This window comes from Caulobacter sp. (assembly GCF_049283275.1).
GTDB lineage: Bacteria > Pseudomonadota > Alphaproteobacteria > Caulobacterales > Caulobacteraceae > Caulobacter.
Genome location: NZ_JBAPVS010000013.1, coordinates 1 through 5,796, shown reverse-complemented (window position 1 = coordinate 5,796; position 5,796 = coordinate 1). Strand labels below are relative to the sequence as shown.

Below are 5,796 nucleotides of genomic sequence, written 5' to 3'. Positions count from 1 at the left end.
CCCGCCGACGCCGCTCCGGCTGACGCCGCTCCGGCTGACGCCACCGAAGTCGACGCCGTCATCGTGCTGGGCCAGGGCCAGAGCCGCCAGGTCCAGACCATCAACACCACCCAGATCGAGGTGCTGGCCGCCGGTTCCAGCCCGCTGCGCGCGATCGAGAAGCTGCCCGGCGTCAGCTTCCAGTCAGCCGACGCCTTCGGCGCCTATGAGTGGTCGACCCGCGTCGCCATCCGCGGCTTCGACCAGGGCCGCCTGGGCTTCACCCTGGACGGCGTGCCGCTGGGCGACATGAACTACGGCAACTACAATGGCCTGCACATCAGCCGCGCGGTCACCAGCGAGGACCTGGGCAAGGTCGAGCTGGCCCAGGGCGCCGGCTCGCTGTCGACCGCCTCGACCAGCAACCTGGGCGGCACGCTGCAGTTCTTCACCCGCGACCCGTCGCAGGACTTCCACGTTCAGACCAACGCCACGGCCGGTTCGGACAGCATGCACCGGGTGTTTGGCCGCATCGACACCGGCGCCATCGACAGCCTGGGCGGCCTGCGCGCCTATGTCTCGGCCGTCGACCAGAAGGCCGACAAGTGGAAGGGCGGCAGCGAGCAGAAGCAGCGCCAGTTCGACGCCAAGGTCGTGCTGCCCCTGGGCGAGACCGGCGCGCTGACCGCGTTCTATAACCACTCCGAGCGCCGCGAGCAGGACTACCAGGACATGTCGTTCGACATGATCAAGCGCCTGGGCCGCGACTGGGACAACTTCCAGCCCGACTGGAACAAGGCCGTCGGCGTCGGCGCCGTGCTCAACAACCCGGCCAACTACGCGGGCGCGACCCCCATCCTCAAAGACGGCTACTGGACCGGCGTGGGGACCAACCCCTACGCCCAGTACGGCGTCGCCACGCCTGACGACGCCTACTACGCCGGGGCCGGCATCCGCGACGACGACATCTACGCCGTCGCGCTGAAGCACGACCTGGGCGAAACGGCCCGCTTCGACCTGACCGCCTACGGCCACAAGAACGAAGGCCAGGGCCTGTGGTACACGCCCTACACGGTCAGCCCGGGCTACGGAACGGCCGGCTCGACCGCCGCCCCGCTGTCCATCCGCACCACCGAGTACGACATCGACCGCAAGGGCCTGATCGGCAACCTCTATGTCGACCTGGGCGCCCATGCGGTCAGCGCCGGCTTCTGGACCGAGGACAACGACTTCCACCAGGCCCGCCGGTTCTACGCCGAGACCCGCGCGGCCCCGTCGCGCGACCCGTTGGACTTCCAGTCCAACCCGTTCACCACCTCGTGGGAATACAAGTTCAACACCAAGACCACGACCGGCTACGTACAGGACGTGTGGACGGTGAATGACGCCCTGAAGGTCAATTTCGGCTTCAAGGCCCTGAAGGTCGAGAACGAGGTGACCTCGATCGTCGGCGCCGTGAACGGCAAGATCGAGTCCAAGGACAGCTTCCTGCCCCAGGTCGGCGCCGTCTATGCGCTGAACAACGGCTTCGAACTGTTCGGCGGCTACACCGAGAACATGGCCGCCTTCGTCTCGGCCGCGACCTCGGGTCCGTTCGCCTCGCAGAACCAGTCGGTGGTCAACTACATCCGCGACAACCTCGAACCCGAGACCTCCAAGACCTTCGAAGGCGGCGTCCGCTACAAGACCGACCGCTTCCAGGGCGTGGCGGCGGTCTATCACGTCGACTTCGAGAACCGTCTGGACAGCGCCAGCACCGCCCCGCCGATCCTGGGCCTGCCGGCCGTCCTGTCCAACGTCGGTTCGGTCAAGACCCAGGGGATCGAGCTGGCCGGCCAGTACCGGGTGACCGACGCGTGGTCGCTGTACGGCTCCTATGCTTACAACGACTCCACCTATCAGGACGACGTCCCCGGCGTCGGCGGCGCGGTGGCCATGCGCACCAAGGACAAGGACGTGGTCTTCACGCCCAAGCATCTGTTCAAGGCGGTGCTCGGCTACGACAAGGGCACGGGCCTGTTCGCCAATCTCGGCGTCAGCTACACCAGCTCGCGCTGGTACACGTTCGAGAACAACGGCGGCAACGTCGAGGGCTTCACGGTGGCCGACCTGACCCTGGGCTATCGCTTCGACGGCGAGACCAACAGCTGGCTGCGCGGTTTGGACATCCAGGCCAACATCACCAACCTGACCGACGAGGACTATATCTCGACGGTGGGTTCGGGCGGCGCGTCCAAGGCCGACCCGGCGGGCCAGGCCATGACCCTGCTGCCGGGCGCCCCGCGCCAGGCCTATCTGACGATCCGCAAGCAGTTCTAAGCCGCGGCGTCATCGACGCCATACCGGGACGAACGAAGGGCCGGAGGGAAACCTCCGGCCCTTTTGTTTTCCGGCCCGCGATCATCACGCGCGCAAAAAGAAAGCCCGGCCAAAAGACCGGGCTTGAAGTTCATTAGGGAGGAAACGCCCAGAAGGGCAGAGGCGCTCGGCGCCTCACAGGTTGTTGTTAGCGCTAACACGTGGGCGATGGCAAACGATTCTCGCGGGGCGCGGCGAGCTGACGCATCCTCATCAACGCCCTCCCCCTTTGGGGGAGGTGTCGGCGCAGCCGACGGTGGGGGGAGGACCTAACACCGCGGAGGAACCAAACTTTCCCTGCTGACAACGACAGCGCTCGCCGATAGCGTCCCGCGCCATGATCAGACCCTCGCTCCTGGCCATCGCGGCCTGCCTCGCCCTGACCTCGCCCGTGATGGCGGAAAAACTCACCCCGGAGCGCGTCTTCGCCGACCCGGCCCTGAACGGCCCCACGGCCAAGGGCGTGGCCCTGTCGCCGGACGGCAAGCGGGTCACCTATCTGAAGGGCAAGCCCGAGGCGGCCAACGTCCAGGACCTGTGGGCGGCCGACGTCAAGGGCGGAGAGCCCTATCGCCTGATCGACTCGGCGGCCCTGTCGTCGGGAACCAAGGAGCTGTCGGAAGCCGAAAAGGCCCGCCGCGAACGAGCCCGCGTCGCGGCGACCCGCGGCATCGTCGAATACAGCTGGGACGAGCAAGGCCGCTTCATCCTGGTCCCGCTGGACGGCGACCTCTATCTGGACAGCGTCGCCGACGGCAAGGTCAGCCGCCTGACCGAAACCCCGGGCGACGAGGTCGACGCCAAGGTCTCGCCCAAGGGCGGCTTCGTCTCCTACGTCCGCGACCAGAACCTCTACATCAAGCCCCTGAATGGGGGGGCGGCCGGCGGGGCCGAGAAGGCCCTGACCACCCAAGGCAAGGACGCCCTGTCGTTCGGCGTCGCCGAGTTCATCGCCCAGGAGGAGATGGACCGCTTCACCGGCTACTGGTGGAGCCCCAACGAAACCCGCATCGCCTACACCCGCGTCGACGAGAGCGGCGTCGACATCATCCCGCGCGCCGACATCGGCCCGGGCGGCGCCACCGTGGTCGAGCAGCGCTACCCGCGCGCCGGCCGTCCCAACGCCGTGGTCGACCTGTTCGTCCAGGATCTGGCCACCGGCAAGATCGTCCAGATCGACCTGGGCCCGAACAAGGACATCTATGTCGCCCGCGTCGACTGGTCGGCCGACGGCAAGACCCTGTACGTCCAGCGCCAGACCCGCGACCAGAAGACCGTCGACCTGATCGCCTACGACCCGGCCTCGGGCGCGGGCAAGACGATCGTCACCGACACCGACGCCCACTGGGTCGAGCTCGCCGACGACTTCAAGCCGCTCAAGGACGGCAGCTTCCTGTGGTCGTCGGAGAAGTCCGGCTACAAGCACCTCTACCACTACGCCGCCGGCGGCAAGCTGATCGCCCAGATCACCCAGGGCGACTGGCCAGTGGGCGACCTCGAAGGTGTCGATGAAGCCCGCAAGGTCGCGATCTTCACCGCCTCGATCGACACCCCGCTGGAGCGGCGAATCTACGAGGTCTCCTATGCGAAGCCCGGCAAACCCAAGGCCCTGACCCCGGCCGGCGGCTGGTGGACCGCCAAGGTCGCCGAGACCGGCGGCGCGTTCACCGGCAGCTACAACGATCCCAAGACCCCGCCCCAGACCGCGCTCTATGACGCGGCCGGCAAGCGCGTGCGCTGGATCGAGGAAAACAAACTGGCGCAGGGTCACCCCTACTGGCCCTATGCCGCCACCCTGTCGGTTCCGGAATACGGCACGCTGAAGGCCGCCGACGGCGAGGTGCTGCACTACCAGATCCTCAAGCCGGTCGGCTTCGATCCCGCCAAGAAATATCCGGCCATCGTCTCGGTCTATGGCGGCCCGCACGCCCAGACCGTCAGCCGCTCCTGGCAGAAGGTCAGCGAGCGGCCCTATCTCGAGGACGGCTATGTCGTCTTCAAGCTGGACAACCGCGGCGCCGCCAACCGCTCGGCCAAGTTCAAGCGGGCGCTCGATCGCCGCATGGGCACGGTCGAGGTCGAGGACCAGCTGGCCGGCGCTAGGTTCCTGCAGTCGCTGCCCTATGTCGACGCCGACAAGCTGGGCGTCGTGGGCTGGTCGTACGGCGGGTTCATGACCATGATGCTGCTGACCGCCCCGGACACCCCGTTCAAGGCCGGCGCCTCGGGCGCGCCGCCGACCGCGTGGGGTCTCTACGACACCCACTACACCGAGCAGTTCATGGGCAAGCCGGACGAGAACAAGGACGGCTACGCCAGGTCCGATGTCTTGAACCGTCTGACGGCCCTCAAGCCGGGCAGCCTGCTGCTGCTGCACGGCATGGCCGACGACAACGTCATCTTCGAAAACAGCACCCGCCTGATCGCGGCCCTGCAGAAGAACGCCACCCCGTTCGAGATGATGCTCTATCCCGGCGAGCGCCACAGCGCCGGCAGCAGCAAGTCCAAGGGCGTGCACGTTCTGAGGACGCACCTGGACTTCTTCGATCGCCAACTGAAGGGTCAGTGATTTGGCCGGGGACAGGCGCATGCGCCTGTCCCCGATCGCCGCCTAGACCGCCAAGGTCTCCAGCACGAAATCGGCCCGCGCGGCGACGCTCGTTTTCGGCAGGATCGACACTGCGTAACCGAGGGCTGCATAGGCCTCCAACAGCCGCTCATACTCGGCCCGCGCCGCCTCGAATCCATGGGGCCGCTCGGGATCGTTGACGTAGATCTCCGGCCAAGGCGGGGTCAGGAACACCTGGCGGCGATAGCGGTGGGCTCGGCCCAACGCCTCCAGCACGGCCTCGCCCGTCGCGTGCTCCAGGGCGGCGGCGGCGTCGACCAGACCTCGGTCGAAGAAAACCCACCCCTCCAGCCTTGCCGCCGTTTCCCAGTCCGCCAACGCCATGGCGACCGCCCGCCTGGCGAAAGCGGCCGCATCGACCCAGGGCAAGGCCGCACCGTCGCCCGCCAGTTCCTCGCGCACGATCCGCCGACCGGGCTCCTCGATCACGGCATGGCCGCGTCGCTCCAGTTCGGCCAGCAAGGTGGACTTGCCGCCGCCCGAGCAGCCGGAGATCACGACGAAACGGTTCAAGTTCGAACTCCGGCTCTAGTTTTCATCCGCTCATACCGGCGAACGCCGGGATGAGCGGGATTTAGGGGATGGAGCGATGTGCATCCCCGTCGGCGGCGTGAAGAACCTGAGCAATCCCAACGTCCTGAAAAATAATCAGCGTCACATCTCCTCGGCGTTGAAACCGCCCGTATCCTTGACTCACCTCGTTGCAGGGAAAGGGCGCATGGCCAGCGACCGATGCGGCGGCGGGGGGCGATCGAGCGGGAAGCTCTGTCGGCGGTGTTGTCCGCGTGCGTAGGGACAGCGTCAAACCTCACGTCTCTGGAGCCGGTCGG

General features: G+C 67.1%; 3 protein-coding genes. 2 read left to right on the top strand and 1 reads right to left on the bottom strand.

Annotated elements, in window-relative coordinates; all coding sequences use genetic code 11:
- Positions 1 to 2,298 (top strand): TonB-dependent receptor (locus WAL33_RS00700; protein ID WP_422177507.1); only part of this gene is annotated, 2,298 nt, incomplete at its 5' end.
- Between the two features lie 376 nt (positions 2,299 to 2,674).
- Entirely contained in the window at positions 2,675 to 4,906 is a 2,232-nt protein-coding gene (locus tag WAL33_RS00695; protein ID WP_422177505.1) for a S9 family peptidase, read from the top strand.
- A 42-nt stretch (positions 4,907 to 4,948) separates the two neighbouring features.
- On the opposite strand, the gene WAL33_RS00690 is transcribed toward WAL33_RS00695, so the two are convergent.
- Positions 4,949 to 5,479 carry an AAA family ATPase gene (locus tag WAL33_RS00690; RefSeq protein ID WP_422177503.1) on the bottom strand — a complete coding sequence of 177 codons (531 nt, stop codon included), beginning with the start codon at positions 5,477 to 5,479 and terminating at the stop codon, positions 4,949 to 4,951.
- Positions 5,480 to 5,796: the final 317 nt, after the last annotated feature.

Bases quoted from the DNA above. Each gene is read 5' to 3' on its own strand.
- WAL33_RS00695 (WP_422177505.1), top strand. From the start codon at position 2,675: ATGATCAGACCCTCGCTCCTGGCCATCGCGGCCTGCCTCGCCCTGACC.